Below are 26,076 nucleotides of genomic sequence, written 5' to 3'. Positions count from 1 at the left end.
AGTGATACGCTCTTGAAGGCAATCGAGAACGCGCTTAATTACTTAGCGCTAGGTTTCTCTTTTGTATTGCTGTTAGTTTTAGTGAGATCTTTAGGCGTCACTTGCACCGGCAAATACTTTTTCGTCGCTTTTATTTCAGCAAGGTAAGGGCCTTTATGCAGCTTCTCTGGCCAATCAAGAAGCATCATCGCCAATACATTGCGGTGTTCGCCTGACACCATATTGGGATTACCACGAGGTGACGGGATCAGTTGATACTCAGGGATAAATGACGCCGCAATATGGTTTTGAGTCTTTTTAACCACAGGATGGTTTGGCTGACCCGCTAATAAAAAGCTAATGCCGACTTCTGAAATAATGTCATCGGTTGCATCAGTTAAGATCCTATCAATGTTGTTATTAAAGTAATCTAAAATCCATTGATAATCTTTGGCGTTAACTTGCTCTTGATAATAACCACTAGAGGCAAAAATAAAGTGTGTCATACCATATAGCTTGTTTCGGTACTGCTTTTTATCAAGATTGTTGTCTTTATCGTCAGGATAAGTCTCGATGAACGCTTGTTTATATACCTCGACATAATCCCCCACATTTAGCTGTTTAGCCCAGTAAACATAATTCACTAACTGCGCGGCCCATGATGTGATCATTTTAGGATCAGTCAAAGCTGGGGTTAAATCATAGGCTTTTAAGCCTTTAATCATTTGCTCATGACATGGCCCCATGAAACCCAGTTCATCGGTGCGACTGGCATAGCGCAATAAAATATCGCTATAGAAAATAAACTCTGGAAACGGCTTAAGGGCTTTTTTACGCGCTTTAGCACGAGGACCTTTACCTAACACGCTAATAGCTTGTTCGGCTTCATCTTCAATAAAATTAGGTTTATCCATATTACAGGCAAAGTAGTTTTGTCTTTCTGTAATGGTGATCAAATCAATTAAAGCGGCATTAGCGTACTTTTCATCACCAGTCATGCGATACATACGTAAACCATAATGCCCTTGAATTCGAGGTGGCAAGGAATACATATTTTGTTCAAGGTTAAGCTGAATTGCGCTTCGAACTTGCTGGTGAGTTAATTGATGGTTATCTCTGGTTTCAGCAAAGCTGCTGGCACAAGTAAGTAGCAACGAAAAGCTGATTAAACTGGTTAAGGATTTAAATTTTCGAATTGCCAACATTAAAGGCTCTCCTGATGATTGATGATGGATCAGTCGGTGGATTAAGTATAATGCTCATTTGTTGGATTAGGGATAAATTATCTTCATTAACTACCAAAATATCAAAAACTTGGCGATTTGTTATTGAAGCGTTAGTGTCTGTATTAATCAAATTAACTAAATTTTGTTGCCAAAGTGGGTGATAGTAATCGAGCCCTTCATTAGCTATGCCGTTAAAGCTATAGGCCATATTTTTTGCATCCGGCCATTGTTGATTAAAACTCGCCTGAAAAGCCTGATTGATGGCGCTATTTAGTTGTTGATTATTTATATCATCCCCTTGCTGCTCAGAGTTTAAATAATACCAAGCGACTTTGCTGCGAAATACCCTAAGTTGCTGTCGATAAGACTCAGCAAATTGCTCTCTCGCTGAAGGGGTTAAATAGGCTAATTGGTGTTGTAGATGACTGCTTAACCAATAATAACCTAATAAATAATTATCTGTTGATACTCCAAGCTTATTTACCAAATAGAATTGGCTGCCTCGAGTCATAGCAGTAATGGCCTCGCTGAGGCTTTTCACCAGTTGCATTGCTTGGCGCCGATTAGATAAATATTTTGGAAAAACCACGCTCGCTTGGGCAAATTGCTGACCGATCACCGGATACCTAATGATATTCGCCATCGAATGCTTACTTGTATGGATATAGAGTTCACCAACTAAACGCTGCTGATGCCACAAGCGATAAGTTGTAATTGGTTCTGATGGTTCATTGACCGTTGCAGTGCCATTGCCAGTACTCGCGGTGGTATTGGTTTCATTAGTGGACGACATATCAGCTTGCACTTGGAGGGGAATCGCTTCGAATTCAAGCCCCAGAGGCGTTAAAACATCGACAACTTGCTGAAATAAATCACTACTGTTTTTGGGGCCGAGATAAGGGGTATTTTTTATCTGACTAAGGGTTTTACCGATATTCCAAGGCGCTGTATTAATATTATTGGTTTGGCTTTCTAAGAAGGATAATAACAGCTGATTTGTTAATAACGGCTTTGTTGATAATGATTGGGTTGCCTGTAATGGCGCGCTTTGGGCTTCAGCTGAAGCAATGCTGGGCTCAGGCGCTGAAACTTGCTGCTTAATGGTTTTAATTGTCGCTAATAACTGCTTATTTTTACTTTTTGCCCGTGCTTGATAGGCCTGCCAGGTGGTTTTTCGGCATTGCTCATCTGGTTGTAAAAGTAAGTATTTGGCTAAACTGATCTCAAAAGCAGAGTTTGTATCATCGCGGTTGGTATCTAACTGGCATTGTGCGTTATTAAATACCAATTTCAAATTACTATTACTAAGGTTTCGTCTTATCGTTGCCTGTGCATTGTGTAACTGTGATTTGGTATCGATATCAAGTTGGGCTAGTGTAATCGCGTTAATTTTATTGGCTAATAAAGAGTAGGGCATGTGGCTATCTTCAAGCTCAGCGATAAAACTGGATAATTGAGGCGCTGTTAACAATGCTGATAATTCATCAGCTAAATGTAATTGGCACATTAATAGCCCTTCACGCTGGTTATGAGTGGCTAAGTGGCGGTAGTAATTTAAACGGTCGTTAAAATTGTTAAAGCCTAAGGTTAATTGCTCAAACTGTAATGTTTGGTAAGGGGTTGTTTGCTTTAAATCTAGGGATGCTAAAGACGGTTTGTATTGCAAACATTGTTGCACAAACAGCTGAAGAGGATTGGCAACTGCTTGCGCAGTTGCCAATAAACTAAAAGTTAGGATTACTACAGAAATGCTTTTTGGCATAAGCCACACGTTCTTCCACTGAAACGGCAGGGCCTTTGATAGACTCAACATGTTGCAAGCGTTGTAAAATCCCTCTACCGTTTGCGGTTTGAATTGCAAGTCCTGGTCGAGCATTTAGCTCCAGTAGTAATGGACCTCGCTGCTTATCCAAAACCATATCGGTTCCTAAATAACCCAGTTCACACATTTCATAGGCACTGGATGCGGTATGAAGCAGGGTGTCCCAGTTTGGGACTTGAATTTGTGACAATTCAAATTGAGTATCAGGATGCTTTAAAACAGGTTCATCAAATTGAACAGCAAACAAACTTTTGCCTGTAGCAATATCTAAACCGACACCGACAGCGCCTTGGTGCAAATTAGCTTTGCCATCAGAAGCAGCTGTTGAGCAGCGTAGCATGCCCATTACTGGATAGCCTTTAAACACGATTAAGCGGATATCAGGCACGCCTTCGTAACTAAAACCATCAAAAACCGGATCGAACTCAATCAAGCCTTCAACAATGGCGACATCAGGGGTGCCGCCTAAAGAAAACAACCCACTTAAGATGTTGGAGACATGGCGATAAACTTCAGTCGGCGTCACTTCATCGCCATTAGGTTTATAATAGCGACCGCCTTCCACTTTAGTGATCACCAAAATCCCTTTACCGCCAGAACCTTTTGCTGGCTTTATCACAAAGCCAGTACGGTCGATGACCATTTGCGGAATATCATTGATTTTGTGCTGCTCTTCAACAACACCAATCAAGTCAGGTACGGCAATACCATTGGCTAAAGCTAATTGCTTAGTAATCAGCTTGTCATCCACGCGTTTGTAATATTTACGAGGATTATATTTTCCAATGTAATCGATATTACGCTTATTCATATTTAATACGCCTTTGCGGCGCAGCTCCCAAGGCCAGGCAAAGTTCATTACTGATCTCCAGCCAAAGGTTTAAAGCGTTTAAGCTCTGTGAGACGGTAGCCAGTGTATTGGCCCATCACTAACACCATTGCTAAAATCACTAAGTGAATACCTAAGAAGTTAAATACCCAATATTGGATCCAACTGTTACTCATAGCAAGGTAGGCTAAGGTGGCGACAAACAAGCTACCACCGCCGGCCATCACTACCGCTTTAGGGCCTTCTTCTTCCCATAAAATTGACATACGTTCAATGGTCCATGCCAAAATGATCATCGGGAAGAAGGTAATGGTTAAGCCTTCACTTAATCCCACTTTATAGGAAATAAGCGTAAACAAGCCAATAATAAATATCACTACAATAATGACCGCGGATATTCGGGATATGAGCAATAAGTTAAGTTGCGATAAATAGGAGCGGATCATCAAACCAAAGGCGACAATTAACAAGAAGCCAATTAAGCCGGTCAATAATGTGGTTTGAATAAAGGCTAATGCAATCAGTACCGGCATAAAGGTACCTGATGTCTTGATACCGATAATCACTCTTAAGAACACCACCACAAGCACGCCAATTGGGATCAATAAAATCCCTTTGAAGGTACTTTGTTCTTCTAGTGGTAATTGGTACAAAGAAAAATCCAGTGCATCTGAGTTTTTCATCATATCGATAGAGGTTGCCAGTGCTGAGCGTGTTTCTTGCAACATTGAAAAGTTAACTTGCGAGTTACTGCCACCAACAACATCTAACACCGATTGGTTATTGTGTTGCCATAAAACCAAGTTATCAGGACGGCCTTGTTTGTTGCCTTCAACATCAAATAAAACCCATTCACCATTATGATAAACCTGCACATAAGGATTGAGTTGCTGACGACGACGTTGGTCTTCTAGCATTAGACCACTCACTTGTTTTGCAGGAACGCCTTTAGAGTGCAGCATTTGCAAAAACAACTGGGTACGAGTGTTAACTGATAATAACAGTGCTAAATTCTGCGATTGATTAGTGTCGTTAATCACTGACATTAACTGCTGTGCGTAAGAAAGGTTATTAGCACTGCGCTGCCATACATCGTTCATGATTTGGTCAGCGGCGCCTTTTTCAGTGACTTGCCATAAAAAGGGTTCTGGTGTTTCAGGTACTTCATCTTGGGTGACGTCAAGTTGACCTGTCGGTACCAGTGTTACACGGTAATATAAGGATTGACGTCCAGAGGATTCACGAATTGACCAAACTGCTCTTCTGTCAGCCCCTTCTGAGATATTTAGACCATATCCCGGTGAGGTAGCATTTTCTGAAAGTACATCAAATGCAGGATCTTGTGGCAAAGAGAGTGATACTTCGGTTGGGTTATTATTACCATTAAACATCACTTTTGCTTCCACTGACCAGCTTTGAACCTGCTGACCAGGAAGGAAAGGGACGTTGTGTTCAACGCTGCGATAAATACTGGCTGCAGTACCGAATATAAATAATAACGCGACGAAGATAAAAAACGGTTTACGTGAATGCATTAGAAGTCCTATTTAACTTTTGTCGTTATTTGTTTGTCTTTTTTTCCATGAATATAGCTCTGGCCGACATCGACTACAGCAATATCTTTCATAAATTTACGACCAAGTAGTAAGGGATAATCTAAATGGCTACGATCGGTTAAGTTTAAGTCAGTTTCAGCGGCGTATTTACCAATTTGCAGGTGGGCATGAATAACGGGGCGGCGATCATCAGGTTGTTCTGCATCTTGTTTAATGCGCACAAAACGTTCAACTTTATGTTCAAAAGTATCCCCAGGTTGATCCTCTCCATTGATCATTACATCGAAGCGAACCCATTGAACGCCATTACGTTCAAATAACACAATATTGCGGGCATCTAATGATGACGATTCAGCGCCAGTATCAATACGCGTTGCAAAAGCGGCTTTTAATTCGTCAATAAAAACACTTTCTACTTCACCCAGAACAAACTTATCGGTTATTGCTGACTCAGGACACTGAGGTGGTTCATTTAATTGCGCTAATGCAACGGCATCAGCATCCATTTTTTCAGATTGTTTGGTAAGAGTATCGGTGATTTGTAACCTTAATTGTTGTACTTCTTCGTTTAAGGCAACAATTTCAGGTGTGGCGCTAATACATTGGCTATTAATCGCTTCAATAATAGCGGCCTGAGAACTGGCTAAATTTGAAGTAAACTCTTCACTACCAACCGGAGTTACTTTTTCTGTTGAAGCACAGCCGGTGATTAACGCGGCTGTACAAGATAAAATAAATACCTGCTTTAACATGATAATTCCTGTTATTTTAATAATCTAGGTTAAATTAAGTCGTGATTAGGTTGGTTCTTTATTGCAATAATCGTTGCACGTTTGGGTGCAGGGTAACCTTCTACCGTTAAACTAACATCATTTGGATCAAGATAATCCACTAACGACTCGTTTTTCATCCATTTAGTTGAGCGCTGTTCTGCCATAGAGGTGACATCAACATCGACACAACGGATATCGGTAAAATCGCATTTTTTAAGCCATAACATTAACGCATCAACGGAGGGTAAAAACCATACGTTGTTCATTTTGCCGTATCTGTCTTCTGGCACTAAAACCGCATTTTCATCACCATCGATAACTAAAGTTTCTAATACCAATTCGCCGCCCATACGCAGTTGATCACGTAACTGCATTAGATGGTCGATAGGTGAGCGGCGGTGATATAACACTCCCATAGAAAACACTGTATCAAACGCATCAAGTGCTGGCAGTTCTTCAATTCCTAATGGCAATAAATGAACAGGATGCTGATTACCCGCTAAACGCTTAACGGCTTCAAATTGGCATAAAAATAACGGCGAAGGGTCAATACCCACGACACGTTTTGCGCCAGCCCCTAGCATGCGCCACATATGGTAGCCGCTACCACAACCTACATCTAGCACGGTGCGATTCTCTAACGGTGAAATATGTGGTTTTACTCGATCCCATTTCCAGTCACTGCGCCATTCGGTATCGATATCAATACCATGAATATTAAAAGGACCTTTACGCCAAGGTTGAAACAAGCCTAAAAGGTTTTCAAGTTTTTCAGTTTGACCTGCAGTTAATTGGCTGCCATCGCCAATTTTGACACCATTGAATAAATCGATGCTTGTTGGAGTAGGGTAATTAAGTTTGTTAAGGACTTTTTCCCATTTAGGTAAATTGCCGTGTTTATGTTCACGTTGCCACTTTCCTAAAATAGCCGGTAATTCTTCCAACCAGTGTTGTAACGATGAGTCGGCAATTTGTTGATAAAAAGAGCTGAAACTAATCACTTGATAGCCACCATAGATGCGAAATTAAAACATTGGAACCATACAGTTGAATGACTAAAGCCATTATCAGTAAAGCGTTGTTGGTGGATTGTTAAACTGTCTGGGCGCATCACATTTTCAAGTGCGCTGCGTTTTTGGCTGATTTCTAACTCACTGTAGCCATTAGCACGTTTAAAATCGAGGTGTTGTTCATACAGCAATGATTGAATCACATCATCTTCAAAGCAGAGCTTTTCTGAGATCACTAAAATGCCGCCAGGCAATAAGCCTTGAAATATTTTTTTGATCAGGCTATCTCTATCTTGCACCGGTAAAAACTGTAAGGTGAAATTTAACACCACCATCGATGCATTGGTGATTTCTACATCTCTAATGTCACCACAAATTAACTCAACCTCAGTATCACTGACATAAGCCGCGAGATTTTCCTGACATCGAGAAACCATAGACTCGCTATTATCTACTGCGATAATACGGCATTGGCGTTGTTCAATTTGACGACGAATACTTAAGGTAGCAGAGCCTAAGGAGCTGCCTAAATCATAAATATTAGAATTTGGCGTTACATACCTATCAGCAAAATCACCTATCGTATTAATGATTTGTGCATAACCAGGTACAGAACGTCTGATCATATCGTTGAACACACCAGCGACGCGATTATCAAATTGAAAATCTGATATTTTGTCAGTTGCTGTGGCGTAAATTGTGTCTTGTTGAGAGTTCATCTGCAGTAACTTAGGAGTATTATAATGTCATTCTAGCTAATCCTAACAAATAGCAGCAAGTATCCCATTGGAATTTTTGTAAATTATTTTGTTTATTGGCTATTTTCTCGGTAAATTATTCACCTTGTTAGACAATTAGTCGATATAAAACGGTATGATGTACAGTAATTAAAAATAACCAACAAACACATAACCTTTTTCTTCAGAGAAAATACATCTTGCACAAGGGATAGCGCTTGAAGTTCACTCAATTTATATTTGTCATCATAGTCAGTTTAGTGCTCACCACTGCTACTTGGGCTAATGCCTCCTCAGATGAGATACTAGTAAGCTCACTACCGAAAACAATATCTATTTCAATGAGTGAAGACGCTTACCCTTATCAATTTGTTGATCAAAATGGTAACCCTTCGGGTTTGATGGTCGATTTATGGCACGAATGGTCAGTTAAGAGTGGTATTAAAGTGATTTTTAAGCCCATGCCATGGAAGGAGTCACTCTCTGCTGTTGAAGAAGGTAAGGTCGATGCCCATATAGGAATGGTAGTAAACGCGAAAAGAAAGACAAAATTTGCTTATGCCAATCAAATAACAACATTAAATAATTACGTTTACCTTCATAATGATATCGCCACTAAGAAAAGCATCACAGATTTAAAACCTTTTAAAATAGGGGTTATCGAAGGCACATCTCATCTCGATGATTTATTAGCCATTGAACCTAGTCTCACATTTAAAACCTTCAAAACTAAACGTGAACTCGTGGACGCGGTAATTGATGGCGAGCTATATGCTTTTGCTGCTATTCAAGGTTATTATCAAGGGATTCCGGTTAATTTTGATTTGGCCAATAAGTATCAAACTTCCGCTAGGATCTCAGTTAATACAGTTAATTTAGCGCCAGCGGTTGCCAAACGGCACAGTTATTGGGTTGCTGAAATTAACCAAGGTTTTGCGCAAATATCAGCGAAGGTGGTTGATGATATTGAGAAACGCTGGTTTGGCCTGAGACGTGAATCAGGCGGCTTAATGATCGCTATGCAAGTTGAAATTGAGCCGTTTGTTGATATAAACCCTGAAGGTCAACCCCATGGTTTGTTTGTTGATATTTGGCAGCTATGGTCAGAAAAAACGGGCATCAATATTAATTTCATTTCTAGCGATATGAACGGTAGCATTAACATGGTTAAGAAAGGGCTTGCCGATGTTCATATTGGTTATCCTGAAAGTGACACGATGAACACTGGGTTAAATCGAGCAAATCATTTATACACGGTTAAAAGTCGTTTTTTTAGTTACCAAAAAGAATTAACCAATATTAGTCAAGTTGATGGTAAACGCATTGGTATTTTTGCCACATCTCCTTATATTGTTGAACTGAGAACATTATTGCCTAATGCGCAGCTGCGGTATTACGATTCTATGGCTCAAATGGTCAAAGCGAGCCAAGACGGCGATATTGTCGGCTTTGTTGCATCGAGTGCGACTACGTCACATTACTTACTTAATAATAAAAAATGGGCAGATTTCAATCAGCTCACTTCAACTGAATTTAGCACCCAGATTTATAACCTCACCAATGTTGAAAACACAGAGCTTGCTGAGCGTATCACCAATGGTTTCAAGCTGATTAGTTTGCATGAACTAAATAAAATAGAGCGTAAATGGCTGGTTAATAATGACGACCGCACTTTTATTAGCCGTGATAAGCAAATATTTTTAAGTCATAACGAGCAAAAATATTTGGACTCCTTAGGTGCATTAAAATTGGGCTATTTAAACGACTGGGCACCAATGGAATATCAAAATGAACAGGGTGAGTTTTCTGGCGTTAACAGTGACGTCACTGACATTATCTCTAATCAATTAGGAATCGATATTATTCCAGTTGCTTATCAAGATTGGGATAGCCTTAACAATGATATTAAATCAGGAACCATACACATGGTCGCTAGTATGGCCAAGAGTAAATTGCAGCAGCCTACGCTCGAATTTACCGATGGTTACTGGCCATCTCCTTGGGCCATTGCCACCTCACTCACTGAGCAACCACTATTTAATTTAAGTCAATACACAAGTAAACGGATTGCTGTGGTCAAAGGGTACAGCATCAATAATCAATTAAGGCAACAATTTCCAGGCTTAAAGATCATGCCTGTGGCAGATGTCAAAAGTGGTTTAAAAGCCGTATCTACAGGTCAAGCTGATTTATTTATTGAGCAAGTGGTTACCTTGGCTTATGCACTTAATGAAGGTGGTTTCCCTGATTTAAAAATAGCACTGGTAGCGGATTTAGCAGAGCAAAAAAGTCATATTGGCGTCTATTCAGAACTTAAAAAGCTCATCCCACTAATTAATCGTGCCTTAGAAACTATTGATGAAACAAAGCAGCAGCAAATGTATCAGCAATGGGTGGCCATTGACTTAAGTAGCGAAGCGGATAAATATCAACATTGGTTTAAGATGCTGTTGATAGGGTTAGTTATTGTTAGCGCTATTACATTGTTGGTTATTTGGGGTAACAGGCGGCTGAAGGCAGAAGTGGAGCTTCGTAAACAAGCACAATTAGAAAGTAAATTTGCAGCTGAGCATGATCCTGTGACTCATTTACCTAATCGGTGTTTACTTGATGATAGATTAGCTTGCGCCGTCACCGCTCATCTAAGAGAACAACATAAATTTGCCATTTTATTTATTGATATCGATAAGTTTAAAGCAGTTAATGACACCTATGGCCATCATGTTGGTGATCAAGCATTAGTTGCTATAGCAAATAGCTTGAAAAAAGCGGTTAGAAAATCAGATACAGTTTCTCGATTTGGTGGTGATGAATTTGTCATACTACTGAATAATATCGATAACGCAGAAAGTGCAATTAAGGTGGCTGAAACCATTACTGCTAACCTAACAGAGCCTTTGAGGATTGATGGTATCAGTCTAACGCTTACTGCCAGTATCGGTATGGCGATTTATCCTGATGATGGTGATAACGCCATTGCATTGTTAAAGTGTGCTGATAAAAATATGTACCGCAACAAGAAAAGCGCTAACAACTTAGGTTACCAATAAGCTGAATAGTCTTGATTAATTTCTAACAAATAAACTTAAGGCTTGGCAGCGGTTAACCAAAAATGCAGCAGATCCACAAAAAAAGCATTGGATGATGCTTTTTTGCACGTTTATTGTGCTAACTTTTTCCTAAAGCCGCGTTAATTGCAGTAAACTATTTCAAAGCTTGTAGTAAAATAATGTTCGGATTTATTTATCACGTCATTGACGTTGTTTAAGTACTATAGTTGCTAGCATTATTTATCTAATGTTTAACAGAATTATTTTTTAGAACCTATTACCGAATTAAGGGTAGAGTTAAATGCGCAGTCAATATTGTGGAGACGTCAATAAGTCTCATCTTGGTCAAGAAGTCACCTTAGTAGGTTGGGTAAACCGTAGCCGTGATTTAGGTGGCGTGATTTTTTTAGATCTTCGTGACAGAGAAGGGATTGTACAAGTTGTTTATGATCCGGATTTAGAAGATGTTTTCAAGGTTGCCAGTAGTTTACGTGGTGAATTTTGTGTACAAGTAAAAGGCGTGGTGCGTGCAAGACCAGAAAGCCAAATTAATGCACAAATGAAAACCGGTGAAATTGAAGTATTAGGTAAAGACTTAGTCATTATCAATGCTTCTGCGCCGTTACCACTAAGCATGGATAACTACCAAAACAATAGTGAAGAGCAGCGTTTAAAATACCGCTACTTAGATTTACGTCGCCCAGAAATGGCTGACAGAATCGTATTTCGCTCTAAAGTGACTAGTGCTGTGCGTCGTTTCCTTGATGACAGCGGTTTTTTAGATATTGAAACGCCAATCTTAACCAAAGCTACACCAGAAGGCGCTCGTGATTATCTAGTTCCAAGCCGGACCTATAAAGGTCAATTCTTTGCCTTACCTCAGTCACCACAGTTGTTTAAGCAATTGTTAATGATGTCTGGTTTTGACCGTTATTACCAGATCGTAAAGTGTTTCCGTGATGAAGATTTACGTGCAGATCGCCAACCAGAATTTACTCAAATAGATATCGAAACTTCTTTCATGTCGTCAGATCAAGTGATGGCGAAAACTGAAGAAATGGTTCGTGGTTTATTTAACGACTTATTAAATGTCGATTTAGGTGAATTTCCACGTATGCCATATGCAGAAGCTATGGCACGTTTTGGTTCAGACAAGCCTGATTTACGTAACCCACTAGAGTTAGTGGACATCGCTGATTTGGTTAAAGACGTAGAATTTGCAGTATTCAGTGGTCCAGCTAACGATGTCGAAGGTCGTGTTGCGGCATTACGCATTCCAGCAGGCGCATCTTTGTCTCGCAAACAAATTGACAACTACACTAAGTACGCTGGCATCTATGGTGCTAAAGGCCTAGCGTGGATGAAGATTAACGACTTATCTGCTGGCATTGAAGGTATTCAATCACCAGTACTTAAATTCTTAAACGAAGAAATCGTTGACGAAATTATCAGTCGCACAGGTGCGCAAACTGGTGACATCGTGTTATTTGGCGCTGATAAAGCCAATGTTGTTGCTGAAGCAATGGGAGCACTACGTCTTAAAGCCGGTGAAGATTTTGACCTACTTGAAGGTGAATGGCGTCCATTGTGGGTTGTTGACTTCCCAATGTTTGAGAAAATTAATGGTGGTTTCCACGCTGTTCACCATCCGTTTACCGCAGCATGTGATGTTACCCCGGAGCAATTAGAAGCGGATCCAGCCGCTGCGATTTCAGATGCATACGATATGGTATTAAATGGCTGTGAATTAGGCGGTGGTTCAGTGCGTATTCATAATGCAGAGATGCAAAGCGCGGTATTCCGTATCTTAGGTATTTCAGATGAAGAAGCCAACGAGAAGTTTGGCTTCTTACTTGAAGCATTACGTTATGGTACACCACCTCATGCAGGTTTAGCCTTTGGTTTAGATCGCATTATCATGTTAATGACAGGTGCAAGCTCAATACGTGATGTAATGGCATTCCCTAAAACAACCACTGCGGCATGTCCGTTAACTAATGCCCCAGGTTTTGCTAACCCGCAGCAGTTAGTTGAATTAGGTATCAATGTTATTCCGCAAGAGAAGCCCGCTACTGAAGAGTAATCTAAAGTTTGGCTACATTGATAAAATAACAAACCGAGGCATATGCCTCGGTCTGTTTTTATAATACCTAAGTGTGTAATCTAACAGGTATTGAGACCGGAAATTTAAAGGACTTACCATGGCTGGACACAGTAAATGGGACAATATTAAGCATCGTAAAGCGGCCCAAGATGCCAAGCGTGGCAAATTATTCAGTAAATTTATTCGTGAGTTAACCGTTTCAGCACGAGAAGGCGGATCAGATCCAGATGCTAACCCGCGTCTACGCGCCGCAATAGACAAAGCTTTATCAAATAATATGACCCGAGACACGGTAGAGCGCGCAGTAAAACGTGGTGCCGGCGAGCTTGATGGTCAGCAGCTTGATACCATTATTTATGAAGGGTACGGCCCAGGTGGCACCGCAGTGATGGTTGAAACCATGACCGACAACAAAAACCGAACTGTCTCTGGCGTACGCAATGCATTCAGTAAGTCAGGTGGTAACCTAGGCACCGATGGTTCTGTCGCTTATATGTTTACAAAATCTGGGGTCATTTCATATCCAAATACTGTCGATGAAGATCAACTGATGGACGCTGCCTTAGAAGCGGGTGCAGATGATGTGGTTTCCCATGATAATGGTGCATTTGATGTACTCACCACGCCTGATGCATTTGGCAGTGTTAAAGATGCCCTAGATGCTGCTGGTTTTGAAGCAGTAAATGCCGAAGTCACCATGATTGCCGGTACTAAAGCCGATTTAGATGCTGATACCGCAGCTAAATTTATGCGCTTGATCGATAATTTAGAAGATCATGATGATGTTCAAGAGGTTTATCATAACGCTGAAATATCAGACGAAGTAATGGAAAGTCTAGGTTAAGGAAACCTTAAAACCGTGACAACAATATTAGGCATTGATCCTGGTTCACGAATTACCGGATACGGCGTCATCAAGTGCCAAGGCAGACAACAACTGTATTTAGGCAGTGGCTGTATTCGAACCTCAGCAGATGATTTGCCGACTCGATTAAAACAAGTTTTTGATGGCATTACAGAAATCATCAAGCAATACCAGCCGGATCAATTTGCCATTGAACGGGTTTTTATGGCAAAAAATGCCGATTCGGCTCTAAAGCTTGGGCAAGCACGCGGCGCCGCCATTGTGGCGGCCATGAATGCTAATTTGCCGGTTGCTGAATACAGTGCAACCCAAATTAAAAGTGCTGTTGTGGGGACGGGGCGCGCGCAAAAAGCGCAAGTTCAGCATATGATCCAGCAAATTTTTAAATTGCCTGCTGCGCCTCAAGCTGATGCTGCTGATGCACTTGGCGTTGCTATTTGTCACTACCACACTTATCAAAGTTTAATTGCGCTGGGTGGAAAAGCTCAAAGCCGCACATATGGAAGATACAAATGATTGGAAGATTATGCGGATTGGTGGTTGAGAAACAGGCCCCAGAAATTGTACTTGATGTTAATGGCGTTGGTTACGAGTTACAGGTACCAATGACCAGTTTTTACGAGTTACCGGAATTAAACCATACCGCAATGCTATACACCCACTTTGTGGTACGTGAGGATGCGCAATTACTTTATGGTTTTATTACTAAGCAAGAGCGGGCGTTATTTCGCTTATTAATAAAAACCAATGGTGTCGGCCCTAAACTGGCGCTTACCATTTTGTCAGGTATGACCGCTGGCGAGTTTGTTAATTGTGTTGAGCGTGATGATATCGTGACCTTAGTAAAACTTCCCGGTGTCGGTAAAAAAACTGCAGAACGCTTAGTTATTGAAATGCGCGATAAACTGAAAAGTTTACTCGAAGCTTCCGTTGGCTCCGAGCGTGAGTTTGCATTGCAAACTAACTATCAACCTGCAGTGGTTGAAAACAATGCCGAAGAAGATGCTATTGCCGCACTAGTATCATTAGGCTACAAACCCGCGCAAGCGAGTAAAGCGGTTATAACAGCTTATTCAGACGGCATGACCAGCGAAGTATTAATTAAAGCCGCGCTAAAATCGATGCTTTAACTCCGGTATTTAATTGCTTAATTAAAGAGATATAAATGATAGAAGCAGATCGCTTAATACAACCACAAGAATTTGAGCAAGAAGTACATATTGATAGGGCGATGCGCCCTAAAATGCTTGAAGACTATACAGGTCAAGATGATACTCGCGCCCAGCTTAAAGTGTTTATAGAGGCAGCGCTTAAACGTGAAGAGGCCTTAGATCATATGTTGATTTTTGGCCCTCCAGGTTTAGGTAAAACTACGCTTGCGATGATTGTTGCCAATGAAATGGGTGTAAATATTAAGTCTACTTCAGGACCTGTACTTGAAAAAGCGGGCGATCTCGCTGCACTACTGACAAACCTTGAACATGGTGATGTGCTATTTATCGATGAAATACACCGCTTAAGCCCAGTAGTGGAAGAAATTCTCTATCCTGCAATGGAAGATTATCAATTAGATATTATGATTGGTGAAGGACCTGCAGCACGTTCCATTAAACTGGATTTACCACCCTTTACTCTAATTGGCGCCACCACCCGAGCAGGGGCGTTAACGTCGCCTTTGCGCGCCCGTTTTGGTATTCCACTGCGTCTTGAGTTTTATAACGTAAAAGATCTTTGTACCATTGTGACTCGCTCAGCCAAAGTTATGGAATTACCCATCGATGAGCAGGGCGCCTTTGAAATTGCAAAACGCTCAAGGGGAACACCTCGTATCGCTAATCGTTTGTTAAGACGTGTTCGCGATTACGCTGAAGTAAAGCATGATGGCTTTGTAACTGCAGAGGTCGCACAAAAAGCGCTGGATTTACTTGATGTTGATTTAGAAGGCTTTGATTATCTAGACAGAAAATTATTATTAGCCATCATTGATAAGTTCATGGGCGGGCCAGTGGGTTTAGATAACCTTGCCGCAGCTATTGGTGAGGACAGAGAAACCATTGAGGATGTATTAGAGCCATTTTTAATCCAACAAGGCTTTATACAAAGAACACCACGTGGCCGAATTGCAACAGATAGAGCATATCTGCACTTTGATATCATAAAACCAGCAGTTTAATTTGTTGTAATAAAAATGGAAAGCTAAGGCTTTCCTTTTTTTTTACTTATAAATAATGGCGCAGTATTGAATAAATATTCATTATTAACTTATCGACGAATTGTAACATTTATAAATGATTAAAAATAAAACATACCGGATGGCATAATACTCAATTGTTAAATTGTAATAACCTAACACCTGCTTGTGTTGTACTTGTTAAAACCTAATGCTATTTAATTGAGCCATACAAACAATCCTACAGATAAAATTACCTTTCATTGTTATAAATATACTTGTTTAAATAATAACCACAGTTAATAATTCTATAAAGACCCAGTACTGGTGCGGGTTACAGTGTTTTAGATCCTAAACAGATCTTAAACTGAATAAAAACTGACTAAATAAATTTTATATGGCGCAAGCTTCAATAATATTGTGTGATCATTGTCACATATATTCGTTTTGATAAGTATTAAAAATGTTATTTTTGCACTAGATGATAACACTTTATTTGATGGTTATTGGCAGTGTTATTCACTGCTAAGTAAAATAAATTCTATTTTAGCGCGATAGCTACTTATTAGTGTTAACACTTGCACTTGTAAGTTATTAACAAGATAACGGTCAAAAGTTAAAGGTTAGTGGTTTGACGAAATATCTCTGGTTATACAGTATCTAGTTCAACGCAAATTTAAATACTTATTTAATTGCGTACATAGAATAAGAAAAGATATCACCAGGGAGCTACAAATGCTTAAAAGATCTAAATTATCAAACAGCGTAAACGTCGCGTTATTAGCGTCAGTTTCAGCTGCTTCAGCCGTTTCGGTAAGTGCTTACGCAGCAGAAGAATCTGCTAACGTAGAAAGAATTGCAGTAACGGGCTCCCGTATTCAACGTCAAGATATGGAAACAGCATCGCCTGTAACAGTCATTGATGCCGCTGCAATTCGTTCAGAAGGTTTCACAACAGTTGATGAGCTATTACAAGCTCAAACGTCAATGGCAGGTGCCGCTGTAGGTTCAAGTACCAACAATGGTTCAGATGGTGTTGCGCAAGTTGACTTACGCGGTATGGGTTCACAACGTACGTTAGTATTGTTAAATGGCCGTCGTATGGTTAACTCAGGTTCTGGTGCTGATAGTGCCGTAGATTTAAATTCTATCCCGGTTGCCATGATTGCCCGCGTTGAAATCTTAAAGGATGGCGCATCAGCCGTTTATGGTTCTGATGCAATAGCTGGCGTAGTAAACATTATCACTAAGAAAGATTTCGAAGGTTTTCAGGTTGACGTCCTAGGCGGTATGACTGATAAGAGTGATGGTGAAAACGGCGAAATCAGTGCACTTTATGGATTTAATACCGATACAGGTAACTATACCTTTGGTGCTGCTTATTCTAAACGAGAAGGTGTAATTCAATCTGATCGTGATTGGAGTGATGCCGGTAATAGCTCATTTACTCCGCAAGGTGGTTTTATTGGTGATGGTATCGATAAAGATGGTAACCCTATAAGAGAAATGAAAAATTTCGATGGCACTGATTGGGTGTCTCAAGATTCTGGTTACGATTATACTCAAGATAGTTGGTTTCAAACACCTAGTGAACGTTACAGCATTTTTGCTAACATGGTTCAAGAGTTAGGAAATGATATCGTTCTAACTGGTGATTTCTTGTACACAAATCGTCAGTCTAGTCAACAATTAGCAGCTCAGCCAGCTGATATTATGCTAAATGTCTGTGGTGCTGATGGTATTGCCGATGATGTTTCTTGTATGACCCTTGATCAAAGTATGATTGATGGTGGAATTTCAGCAGACAAAACTGGACGAGTTAATTATCGAAAACGAATGAATGATGTTGGTCCACGTATTTATTCTCAAGATACTGATACATATAGAATATCAGCAGGGTTAGCTGGTTATGTTGATATAAATACAGGTATGGACTGGGATGTTTCTTATACCTATGGAAATAATAAGGCTAAAACTTCTGTAGCTAACTCTATTAATGCCGTTAACATGGAAAATTCAATTTATGACAATCAAGAAGCATGGTTTAGTGGTAATCCATTATCTCAAGCTATTATTGATGATGTCAGCTACCTTGAACAAGCTGATGGTGGTAATGAGCAACATACTTTATCCGCAGGACTAACGGGTGAATTATTTGATCTAGATGCCGGTGCAGTGGCATTCGCTATTGGTGCAGAATACCGTCATGAAAGTGGGTACTACAACCCAGATCCAGTGATTGTTGCTGGTGACGGTACTGCGGCTAAGCAAGCCGCAACAGACGGTAGTTACAGTGTACTATCAGTTTTTCAGGAAGTAAGCGTACCGTTTACTGATAAATTAACCGGTGAATTTGCATTACGCTTTGATGATTACTCAACATTTGGTAATGCGACGACATGGAAAATAGGTTTAACTTACGAAGCTACAGATGACTTAATGCTGCGTACAGTTGCAGCCACAGGCTTCCGTGCACCGAGTGTTTCAGAGTTATACGGCGGTAACACAGGTTCTTTTGATTATCTAAGCGACCCTGCTAAAGTAGCGCAAGACCCTCAAATTCTAGTGAACTACACTTCTGATGAAGACTTACAACCTGAAGAATCTGAATCGTATACGGCCGGTTTAGTTTACTCTCCACACTATATTGATGGCATGTCAATTACTGTTGATTACTGGAGATTTAAAGTCACTAATGCTATTTCAAGAAGAAATATCCAGTCTGAAATGAATAGCTGCTATGGCGGTGTTAGTGAATCTTGTGAATTAATTAATGTTACCCATGAAAATGCACTTATAGGTGACTGGACTGGCTTAACCAATCAATTAACTAACATTGGTTACCAAGATACTTCTGGTATTGATTTCAACCTTGCTTATACTTTTGAAGGGTTAGGTTTAGATTGGAGAATAAACAACGATACGACTTATCTTTTAAACTTTGAACAAGATAACGAAGATTACACTGGTACAATCGATGGTAACTTTGGTGCTTATGCGAACTTAAGAAATAACTTCAGTATTCAAGCATCACGCGGAGACTGGAGCGTAATGTACTTTAACCGTTATATTGGTGCGATGGATGACCATTATACAGCATATGATGATAATGATGATCCTTATGCAGCTCTTAGAGAATCTAAGTCAGTGTTATACCACAATATATCAGGTTCTTATCATATTAATGATGATATGACATTGAGTATGGGTGTTAAAAACCTAACGGATGAAGAACCATCTACTGTTTCTAACGGAAGTGACGGCGGAACAGTGCCAGAAGTATACGACGTTATTGGTCGTCAATACTATGCTGGTTTCTCAATGAAGTTCTAGGCAATAAAACTTACTTGAGCCCAATAAAAAGCCAGCTAACGCTGGCTTTTTTGTATTTCAACTTAGTGACAATCTCAGCTAGCTAACTTAGTGACTAACCTAAGCCCTGAGTCGCTGACTTCATTTGGATGAGTTCTATTTTGTAACCATCTGGGTCTTCTACAAAGGCAATTTCGGTGCTTCCACCTGCAACAGGGCCTGGTGCGCGAGTGATATTGGCGCCAGCAGCTGCAATGGCTTCACAGCGGGCGTATATGTCTTCTTCGCCAATAGCTAAATGCCCAAAACCTGTACCCAAATCGTAGCTCTCAGTACCCCAGTTATAAGTTAATTCAACTACAGCTTGTCCAGTTGACTCATCCCCATAACCGACAAAGGCGAGGGTATATTGATATTGCTTGTTTTCTGATTTTCGTAATAATTTCATCCCCATAACTTGGGTATAAAACTCAATGCTACGGTCAAGGTTGCCGACACGGATCATGGTATGAAGAAGTTGTGACATAATATTCTCTATAATTGAATGTATGTAAGTAACTGTTCAAGCATAACAAATTTTCATCTGAGATATAAAATTGATTTCAGGTTAAAATTTACGTTTTAGTTCACAGTTTTGTTGTTAAACAATAGGAAAATAATTATTAAAAGCTAAAATTAACTTATATTCATTTGGAGACAAGATAATGACAACAGAACTAAAAATGGCTCTTGGTACCTCAGTAGTAATCGCAGTATGTTTCAGCGCATTTTTTGTATCAATGTTTTAAAACTTGCTGAAAATATTCACAAAAAAACCGCTTATAGCGGTTTTTTTGTGCCTTAAATTTGACTTGGCCAAACTAAGTACCTGATTGCTTCTTTTTATGGGTAAATTTTGCAGCTTTAGCAAATATGTTAGCTAAGCAAGAACACAATGGTGCTGAAAACATATAAGGTATTTTTAGTTTATTAATCAGCACTAAAACAGCCAGCGGTGCTAACAGGGCAAAGATAAAACCGATAACAAGCTGTTCGATAAAAGAGTGTATGCCTAGTTGACTTAGTAGTGCTCTAGCGGCTCCGCCCGCAACAACATGCATCAGATATATTGCCATTGAACAGCGACCTAAATAAGCAAAAAAACTTAGGTTAAATTTTGCCAGATGAATAGATAAAGAAACGATAAAACCAATTGAAATTATAGCCAGTAACAAAGATTGTATACCTCTATCACGATATTCTAATGACAGATAACCGTGAAATATCCATTGCCCTAATATGAAAGCCAAAAATAATCCGACAAGGGCTAATTTGCTATCAAGCCACTGCGTTTTTATATGCAGTGAAAAAATAATTCCTAGCGCGAAAAAAGCTGTGTTTTCAGTAATATAATTGATTATTTTATCATCTGAAATCATCGAGCTAGTTAAGTACATTATAATGCTGAAAATGCCAAATACAGCGCTGAAGCGTTGTGGTAATAAACGATATGCTAGCGTCGATAATGCAAAGATTAACAATAAAGCATATAAGAACCAAAAATGTGCTCTAGGGGCCCACAACAGTGAAAGGACGTCAGTAAAAGAGGGACTTCCATTGGTGTAGCTAGGTAAAAGTAATTCTAATGAACCTTGTAACATTGACCACAATAAGTAGGGGTAAAAGATAGTATCAATTTTACTGAAAACTAATTTTTTCGGTCCTCTTTTTTGTAATGATGTAACAAAGAATAACCCTGATAAAAAGAAAAAAAGCGGCATGTGAAAACTATAAACTAGGCTATCAGCAATTTTGTAAAAAGGAACGGGTAAGTCTATGCCCGAATGATAAATGCCACGGACTACATGTCCATACACCACTAACATAATGCCTATTGCTTTAGCGTATTCAACCCAAGCTGTGTCTTTCTGTGTCACGAAATGTCCTTTTCTAAATGTTGTGCTTTAAACCACAAATAATTCTTGCTACGCATTGAGTATTTAGATGAATTAGCTGTAAAGGTTATGACGGATAGCTGCAAGTATCATTAGCTTATAATGATAGCAAAATAGATCACAGTATTAACATTTTATTAATGCAAAAGTATTAACTGATTTGGGCGCGGGATTGTATTTACAGGATGGTATTTAACAGTTTAACCATTGCCAATTGGAAGGCAATGGTTCGTAGAGATGCTCTAATAAAAAGTACTAAAAAGATAGCATTAGATGATTAATCTTCTGGGTAAACCTTATCTTTGTATTCGCAAAGGTTTTCTATCATACAGCTACCACAGCGAGGCTTGCGGGCGATGCAGGTATAGCGTCCATGTAAAATAAACCAGTGATGAACATCGACTTTAAATTCGGCAGGGGTGACTTTCAGCATTTTTTCTTCTACTTGGTCGACATTTTTACCCATGGCAAATTTAGTGCGATTTGCCATACGAAAAATATGGGTATCAACAGCGATGGTGGCCAGCCAAAAGACGGTGAAACTAGACGTTGTTATAGTAATGTAATGGGCTAGTGTTAACTCTTTCATCATGGTAAAAATAATGAGCCATACACATTCAAAGCCTCTACTGTACAGTTATATACGCTTCTCAACTATGGAGCAGGCTAAAAGTCAGTCTCTTAATCGTCAAGTGAGTTATGCCAAAGAAGTTGCTAAAGAAAAAGGCTTGGAGCTTGATGATTCTCTTACTATGCGTGATATGGGGTTAAGTGCCTACAATGGTGCAAATATTAAAAAAGGTGCCCTAGGTGTTTTTCTAGTTGCTGTTGAACAAGGCCTTGTGCCTTCGGGTTCTATATTGGTGATTGAAAGCCTAGATCGTCTTTCTAGGGCTGCACCTCTTGAAAGTCAGGGTATTATTGCCCAGATTATCAATGCGGATATCACAGTAATCACAGCTGTTGATCGCAAAGAATATAATAAGAGGACAATTAAAGAAAATTCAATGGATTTAGTTTTTATAATCCTTGTTTTGATCCGTGCACATGAAGAAAGTGAAACTAAGTCAATCCGCGTTCGCTCAGCTTTGACTAAACAATGTAATGATTGGTTAGAAGGCAAAAGGGGCTTTCGTATAAAATGTGGTAAGGCTCCTAAATGGTGTGTTTGGGATGAAGAGTTAAAACAATTCACACTTGATACACTCGAAGAAGCTATCATGATCCGTAAAATTGAGCTCTATATTAAAGGTCTCGGAGGGTTAAAAATAGCTGAACTGCTAAATGATGAATTCGGCAAAGGTACTGTTCACCATACTGGCGCTAATGTTTATAAGGAAGTAAAACGCCGCTCTCTACTAGGTGAATTGAATGTCAAAGTTGGTGATATTGATTATGTACTTAAAGATTATTATCCGGCCTTGATAAGTGAAGAAGAATTTAATCTGTTGATTGCCAATTCTAGTAAGCGCGGAGCGATTAAACATTCGCAAAAGTTTGTCGGTATTTTAACAGGTATAGATGTTTTTAAGTGTAGTTACTGTGGTAAATCAGTGGGGTCGCATGTTATTTATCGAAAGAAGGATCTTAGCCAAGTACCAAGTAGTCATAAACGTTACGGTTGCGTTGAGGCAAGGAGGAATAATAATTGCGTTATGACGTCGACTTTACAGATCGAGATTGTAGAAGATGCAGTTGTGAAATTTTGCCAAGATAAAGTTAATTTGCAGCGAATATTACTTAATAGCACTGACCATGAATCTATTCGCTTAGAAGGATCTAATTTAGAGTCTCAACTTTCTCAACTTACAAGTAAAATCGACAATCTAGTAGACGTTCTAACAAAATTTGGGGATAAATCTCCAGATTCCATTGCTCCAGCAATGAGAAAACTAGAGTCTGAATCAAAAGATATTATTAGCAAAATACAGCAGAATAAAAATAAACAGCTAAAAATAGCAAATTCATCTCGAGATGAAGTTACAGATCGTTGGCTTAAATTAACTGACAATTTAAACGAACTTGGTGGAGAAGAAAGGCTTGCTATTCGTCAATTGGTGAAAGATACGTTTAAAAGTATTACTATGCAGATCCATACAAGCTCCAATCAGGAAGAAACTGGCTTATCAAGTGTTTTTAATCAATTGCTTGGGGAAAAAACTGCAAGCAGTTTTGATCTGACTTTTGTATTTCATAATGACAATAAAAGGATTATTCGTTTCAATAAACATACTGGTCAAATGATGAAAGGAGTTGATTTAGTGGAATGGAGGGTGTAACAGATTCTAGAAGTTATATAGGTACTATCTTTTCTAATACAACTGGTTTTATCGTAACTTAGAGTCAAAAATTTAATTCATTTCTGTCCAGGTACGTCTTAGAGTGATCAGTCTAAGACGTAATTGCCCCATTATGTTTAACTTAAATGTTCTAAAAGTCAGCTTTGAGCGAACCAGACATTGACCGTTAAGATTTTACGGCAGCAATTAGCTAAAACCTGACCTTAGCTTTTGAGGTACTAACGTCAATTCATTGAGCCTAGAAAGGGAAAAATAGAATTAAAAAAACCGTCGATAAAATATATTATCGACGGTTTTATTATGCAATTATCCAAATGAACACTATGTTGCTTTTAGTACCATTTTAGCGGTTTGAGTTAATTGACCTAACGTGATATCAAATACTCTTCGAATAAATTTATAAGTACAATTGGAATCGAGCCATATTCACCTGAAAATACTAACATATGACCTATAAGAGGCTTTGTGCCCATGTCCTTGATAATCTTATTTTGATGGGGCTTCCAGTTAATTCTGCTTGATTGCTTGTCTTGCTGCTTTTTGTAAACGGCCGATAGTGACACTAAACACCCATCGAATAAATTTTTCGGTGAATTCTATAGGTACGCTGACACCTTTACCTGCAAAAGCTAACATACACGCAAGTAATCCTCTTAATGGCTCGGTTTGCTCTGTTTTTATTTTTGCAATATCCGCGAGGGTGCGCGCCATAACATCGTACACAGTGCCAATAGTGGTACCTGCAACTTGTAGGCTGGCAATAATACCAGTAGCGCCACCATCTATCATTACCGTCATTATCGCTGCAGCGATTTTATCAGCCCAATGAGTAGAGTATGTAGTATGCAAACGGTTGTTATAATTGAGTATTACACGTTGGCTAACCGAAGTAGCAGCCTGACGATATAAACCTTCCCAACTGCTGTGATTAGCGGTATTAATATAACCTGGACCATCAGGCATGGAATGAGCAGAAAGGTCGATACCTTGAGCGCGCGATAATACATATTCATTACCATTTAATGGCGCATGATAAAACGGCCACAGCGGTATTTTAGGTACGGGATCAGCTCCGTGTACACACCTAAACATTTTATCAACGCGGGCACTGTGATGTATGGCAAAGTCTTTTTGACCTACGCGCGGCGCGCCAAAGGTGTATAAATAAACTGTTTTCTTAAATTCTGTTTTTATCCAGTCTGCGGCCAGTGTTGCTAAACCGCCACCTAAACTATGCCCCACACAATGTACAATGCCTTGCTGCTTTCTGACTTCGGGTTGATCAAAGTAATCATAAAGAGAAGGTCTTAACGAGGCAAAACTGCGCTGAAACCCCGTATGGACAGCATGACTATTGTCGCTATTAGTACTATGACAAGTAATATCGGTTAACGCATCGGCTAAAGAATCTGTTCCTCGAAAAGCGACCACATGATCATCTTTGTGTAGTGTGCTATGTCCTTGGCCAATTAAAGCAAAACCTGTTTCTTGTCGCCAAAAAAAACCACCTGAGGTACCTTTGTGAACACCTTTAGATAGGTTAAATTTAAAATTGCTTTTTGTTTCTGGATCTAGTCCTAAATTTGCACCTTTAATTAAAGGACCTTTTATTCCATATGATACTAATGCTAAATTTGAAGCTACACGTGGTGATATTGCAGTCATAATGTTTCCTTACGTTATGAATTTATAAAAAGTAATAATTTTGCTTTAATTAACTTCAGCGTATGAGGTAATTAATTCATTATTGTAATAGGTCGAAATTAACTCGCCTTGCCAGTAGCAAATAGTGCTTACGTTTTGTCGTTCCATCCCCCCGTAGCTGGATGTGTCAATTAAGTGTTGTACTTCTTTATTTTGTAAATCACCATTTAGCTGCAACAGCAAATCAGACATGGGTGGCATAGGTTCCCAAACTTTTCGAGTACCCCATAGTCGATATAGTTTATCACCACGTTCCACATATACAATTTGCATAACAAGCTGATTTTGCCCAAAAATATCACCAGGCATACGAGATTTAACGATCATCGGCTGAAAGGTAAATTCACCATTTTCATTAGTAAAAGTATGTTCTAGTTGTTCTTTTCCTTTTTCATACCCTTCGTAAGAAAGGCTGCGTGCGACTTGCATTCCGACTACAGGTTCGCCACCATCGGTAATACGTCCACGTACTTCTGGTGACATTTCTACCGTATGTCGTTTAAAAAAACCAAACATGGCTTGACTCTCCGTAGAGCAAATAAATAGAGCTATAAGGGTACAAAACAGAATAAATAAGCTGATAGGAGAAAGTAATTTACGATACGATTGATCCTTCAACATAATAACATCCTCCTTTGACGTTATGCTTAATACTAAGCTGAATATTATAATAAGCTATTTAATGTAAATCAATAAGTCACTAAT

Annotated in this window: 19 protein-coding genes and 1 pseudogene; 8 read left to right on the top strand and 12 right to left on the bottom strand. The window is 39.4% G+C overall.

Going from position 1 to position 26,076, the window contains the following annotated elements:
* Positions 1 to 38: 38 nt before the first annotated feature.
* From BCU91_RS15440 to cmoA, 7 genes are read right to left on the bottom strand one after another with little or no spacing between them, the layout of a single operon-like run.
* The gene (locus BCU91_RS15440; RefSeq protein ID WP_102437196.1) at positions 39 to 1,184 is read right to left on the bottom strand and encodes a DUF3541 domain-containing protein; all 1,146 of its coding nucleotides are present in this window, start codon (positions 1,182 to 1,184) and stop codon (positions 39 to 41) included.
* Positions 1,162 to 2,967, bottom strand: a complete 1,806-nt coding sequence (locus tag BCU91_RS15435) for a hypothetical protein (RefSeq protein ID WP_102531835.1) — start codon at positions 2,965 to 2,967, stop codon at positions 1,162 to 1,164. Before BCU91_RS15435 ends, BCU91_RS15440 begins: the two co-directional genes overlap by 23 nt.
* The gene (locus tag BCU91_RS15430; protein ID WP_076536381.1) at positions 2,930 to 3,886 is read right to left on the bottom strand and encodes an alpha-L-glutamate ligase-like protein; all 957 of its coding nucleotides are present in this window, start codon (positions 3,884 to 3,886) and stop codon (positions 2,930 to 2,932) included. The genes BCU91_RS15435 and BCU91_RS15430 overlap by 38 nt, the downstream gene beginning before the upstream one ends.
* Positions 3,886 to 5,391: an inactive transglutaminase family protein gene (locus BCU91_RS15425; protein ID WP_102437200.1), complete on the bottom strand. Its 1,506-nt coding sequence runs from the start codon at positions 5,389 to 5,391 to the stop codon at positions 3,886 to 3,888. Before BCU91_RS15425 ends, BCU91_RS15430 begins: the two co-directional genes overlap by 1 nt.
* Before the next feature lie 8 nt (positions 5,392 to 5,399).
* Positions 5,400 to 6,164: an ATP-dependent zinc protease gene (locus BCU91_RS15420; protein ID WP_102437202.1), complete on the bottom strand. Its 765-nt coding sequence runs from the start codon at positions 6,162 to 6,164 to the stop codon at positions 5,400 to 5,402.
* 29 nt (positions 6,165 to 6,193) lie between these two features.
* Positions 6,194 to 7,186 (bottom strand): tRNA 5-methoxyuridine(34)/uridine 5-oxyacetic acid(34) synthase CmoB, encoded by a 993-nt coding sequence (cmoB, locus tag BCU91_RS15415; protein WP_102437204.1) that lies wholly within the window; start codon positions 7,184 to 7,186, stop codon positions 6,194 to 6,196.
* The gene (gene cmoA, locus BCU91_RS15410) at positions 7,183 to 7,914 is read right to left on the bottom strand and encodes a carboxy-S-adenosyl-L-methionine synthase CmoA (protein ID WP_102437206.1); all 732 of its coding nucleotides are present in this window, start codon (positions 7,912 to 7,914) and stop codon (positions 7,183 to 7,185) included. Before cmoA ends, cmoB begins: the two co-directional genes overlap by 4 nt.
* 236 nt (positions 7,915 to 8,150) lie before the next feature.
* Between cmoA and BCU91_RS15405 the strand changes: the two genes are divergently transcribed.
* The 7 genes from BCU91_RS15405 (at position 8,151) to BCU91_RS15375 (ending at position 19,454) form a co-directional block, all read left to right on the top strand.
* A complete protein-coding gene (locus BCU91_RS15405; RefSeq protein ID WP_102531834.1) occupies positions 8,151 to 10,982 on the top strand; it encodes a transporter substrate-binding domain-containing protein in 2,832 nt (943 codons plus the stop codon).
* A 301-nt stretch (positions 10,983 to 11,283) separates the two neighbouring features.
* On the top strand, positions 11,284 to 13,065 hold the full coding sequence (aspS, locus tag BCU91_RS15400) for an aspartate--tRNA ligase (protein ID WP_102531833.1): 1,782 nt from the start codon (positions 11,284 to 11,286) through the stop codon (positions 13,063 to 13,065).
* Positions 13,066 to 13,183: 118 nt separating this feature from the next.
* A complete protein-coding gene (locus tag BCU91_RS15395) occupies positions 13,184 to 13,930 on the top strand; it encodes a YebC/PmpR family DNA-binding transcriptional regulator (protein ID WP_102475519.1) in 747 nt (248 codons plus the stop codon).
* 15 nt (positions 13,931 to 13,945) lie between these two features.
* A complete protein-coding gene (ruvC, locus tag BCU91_RS15390; protein WP_102475520.1) occupies positions 13,946 to 14,467 on the top strand; it encodes a crossover junction endodeoxyribonuclease RuvC in 522 nt (173 codons plus the stop codon).
* A complete protein-coding gene (gene ruvA, locus BCU91_RS15385) occupies positions 14,464 to 15,081 on the top strand; it encodes a Holliday junction branch migration protein RuvA (RefSeq protein ID WP_102437215.1) in 618 nt (205 codons plus the stop codon). Before ruvC ends, ruvA begins: the two co-directional genes overlap by 4 nt.
* 35 nt (positions 15,082 to 15,116) lie before the next feature.
* A complete protein-coding gene (ruvB, locus tag BCU91_RS15380) occupies positions 15,117 to 16,124 on the top strand; it encodes a Holliday junction branch migration DNA helicase RuvB (RefSeq protein WP_076536398.1) in 1,008 nt (335 codons plus the stop codon).
* Between the two features lie 732 nt (positions 16,125 to 16,856).
* Positions 16,857 to 19,454 (top strand): TonB-dependent receptor, encoded by a 2,598-nt coding sequence (locus BCU91_RS15375; protein ID WP_102531832.1) that lies wholly within the window; start codon positions 16,857 to 16,859, stop codon positions 19,452 to 19,454.
* A 94-nt stretch (positions 19,455 to 19,548) separates the two neighbouring features.
* On the opposite strand, the gene gloA is transcribed toward BCU91_RS15375, so the two are convergent.
* From gloA to BCU91_RS15360, 3 genes and pseudogenes are all read right to left on the bottom strand, one after another.
* Positions 19,549 to 19,959 (bottom strand): lactoylglutathione lyase, encoded by a 411-nt coding sequence (gloA, locus tag BCU91_RS15370; protein WP_102437219.1) that lies wholly within the window; start codon positions 19,957 to 19,959, stop codon positions 19,549 to 19,551.
* Between the two features lie 334 nt (positions 19,960 to 20,293).
* Positions 20,294 to 21,349 carry an acyltransferase gene (locus BCU91_RS15365; RefSeq protein ID WP_241904095.1) on the bottom strand — a complete coding sequence of 352 codons (1,056 nt, stop codon included), beginning with the start codon at positions 21,347 to 21,349 and terminating at the stop codon, positions 20,294 to 20,296.
* A 295-nt stretch (positions 21,350 to 21,644) separates the two neighbouring features.
* Positions 21,645 to 21,887: pseudogene (locus BCU91_RS15360) on the bottom strand (endonuclease III); the annotation flags it as partial.
* A gap of 82 nt (positions 21,888 to 21,969) precedes the next feature.
* Between BCU91_RS15360 and BCU91_RS15355 the strand changes: the two are divergent.
* Positions 21,970 to 23,646 carry a recombinase family protein gene (locus tag BCU91_RS15355; protein WP_102531840.1) on the top strand — a complete coding sequence of 559 codons (1,677 nt, stop codon included), beginning with the start codon at positions 21,970 to 21,972 and terminating at the stop codon, positions 23,644 to 23,646.
* 528 nt (positions 23,647 to 24,174) lie between these two features.
* On the opposite strand, the gene BCU91_RS15350 is transcribed toward BCU91_RS15355, so the two are convergent.
* Together BCU91_RS15350 and BCU91_RS15345 are read right to left on the bottom strand one after the other, a co-directional pair.
* A complete protein-coding gene (locus BCU91_RS15350) occupies positions 24,175 to 25,332 on the bottom strand; it encodes a lipase family protein (protein ID WP_102531831.1) in 1,158 nt (385 codons plus the stop codon).
* Positions 25,333 to 25,377: 45 nt separating this feature from the next.
* Positions 25,378 to 25,992: a DUF6795 domain-containing protein gene (locus BCU91_RS15345; protein WP_102531830.1), complete on the bottom strand. Its 615-nt coding sequence runs from the start codon at positions 25,990 to 25,992 to the stop codon at positions 25,378 to 25,380.
* Positions 25,993 to 26,076 lie beyond the last annotated feature (84 nt).

This window comes from Shewanella sp. 10N.286.52.B9, assembly GCF_002873635.1.
Taxonomy (GTDB): Bacteria; Pseudomonadota; Gammaproteobacteria; order Enterobacterales; family Shewanellaceae; genus Shewanella.
This window is presented reverse-complemented; position numbering and strand designations above follow the sequence as displayed.

What these genes read in the sequence shown, in the direction of transcription:
- BCU91_RS15440 (WP_102437196.1), bottom strand. Translation starts at nt 1,184, where the DNA reads ATGTTGGCAATTCGAAAATTTAAATCCTTAACCAGTTTAATCAGCTTT.
- BCU91_RS15435 (WP_102531835.1), bottom strand. Translation starts at nt 2,967, where the DNA reads ATGCCAAAAAGCATTTCTGTAGTAATCCTAACTTTTAGTTTATTGGCA.
- BCU91_RS15430 (WP_076536381.1), bottom strand. Translation starts at nt 3,886, where the DNA reads ATGAACTTTGCCTGGCCTTGGGAGCTGCGCCGCAAAGGCGTATTAAAT.
- BCU91_RS15425 (WP_102437200.1), bottom strand. Translation starts at nt 5,391, where the DNA reads ATGCATTCACGTAAACCGTTTTTTATCTTCGTCGCGTTATTATTTATA.
- BCU91_RS15420 (WP_102437202.1), bottom strand. Translation starts at nt 6,164, where the DNA reads ATGTTAAAGCAGGTATTTATTTTATCTTGTACAGCCGCGTTAATCACC.
- cmoA (WP_102437206.1), bottom strand. Translation starts at nt 7,914, where the DNA reads ATGAACTCTCAACAAGACACAATTTACGCCACAGCAACTGACAAAATA.
- aspS (WP_102531833.1), top strand. Translation starts at nt 11,284, where the DNA reads ATGCGCAGTCAATATTGTGGAGACGTCAATAAGTCTCATCTTGGTCAA.
- BCU91_RS15395 (WP_102475519.1), top strand. Translation starts at nt 13,184, where the DNA reads ATGGCTGGACACAGTAAATGGGACAATATTAAGCATCGTAAAGCGGCC.
- ruvA (WP_102437215.1), top strand. Translation starts at nt 14,464, where the DNA reads ATGATTGGAAGATTATGCGGATTGGTGGTTGAGAAACAGGCCCCAGAA.
- ruvB (WP_076536398.1), top strand. Translation starts at nt 15,117, where the DNA reads ATGATAGAAGCAGATCGCTTAATACAACCACAAGAATTTGAGCAAGAA.
- BCU91_RS15375 (WP_102531832.1), top strand. Translation starts at nt 16,857, where the DNA reads ATGCTTAAAAGATCTAAATTATCAAACAGCGTAAACGTCGCGTTATTA.
- gloA (WP_102437219.1), bottom strand. Translation starts at nt 19,959, where the DNA reads ATGTCACAACTTCTTCATACCATGATCCGTGTCGGCAACCTTGACCGT.
- BCU91_RS15355 (WP_102531840.1), top strand. Translation starts at nt 21,970, where the DNA reads ATGAGCCATACACATTCAAAGCCTCTACTGTACAGTTATATACGCTTC.
- BCU91_RS15350 (WP_102531831.1), bottom strand. Translation starts at nt 25,332, where the DNA reads ATGACTGCAATATCACCACGTGTAGCTTCAAATTTAGCATTAGTATCA.
- BCU91_RS15345 (WP_102531830.1), bottom strand. Translation starts at nt 25,992, where the DNA reads ATGTTGAAGGATCAATCGTATCGTAAATTACTTTCTCCTATCAGCTTA.